This is a genomic window from Pseudoalteromonas sp. MER144-MNA-CIBAN-0113 (assembly GCF_040308965.1).
GTDB classification, from domain to species: Bacteria; Pseudomonadota; Gammaproteobacteria; order Enterobacterales; family Alteromonadaceae; genus Pseudoalteromonas; species Pseudoalteromonas tetraodonis.
In genome coordinates, this window is sequence record NZ_JBEOOG010000346.1 from 1 (window position 1) to 273 (window position 273).

The 273-nt window shown below is 35.2% G+C and carries 1 protein-coding gene; it reads right to left on the reverse strand.

Going from position 1 to position 273, the window contains the following annotated elements; translation table 11 throughout:
* Window positions 1–226, reverse strand: a 226-nt coding sequence (locus AAEY57_RS19980) for a DUF6445 family protein (RefSeq protein WP_350608664.1), incomplete at its 3' end; no start/stop codon positions are given.
* Window positions 227–273 lie beyond the last annotated feature (47 nt).

Here is a 273-nt window from a genome sequence, read left to right on the forward strand (position 1 = left end):
CTTTTAACCGCTCGATATAACTAAGCGGTGCTGCTTTTCTTACTCCTGGGTAAAAATCACTTTCTTGTGCGCAAAACGATTCTCTAGCACTTTGAGAAAACACAGCAAAATTAATAAGCGCATCTACATTATTTACAAAATCATCAATAACAATAATTGGGGTTTTCTCTTCCCCTACAGTATGTATGTGTAACGCCGTATTTTCGTTTAGTTTAAAATCAATCATCGGCTAAATTAAGCACTGCATTTTTACGCTCTATCAATGGGTATATT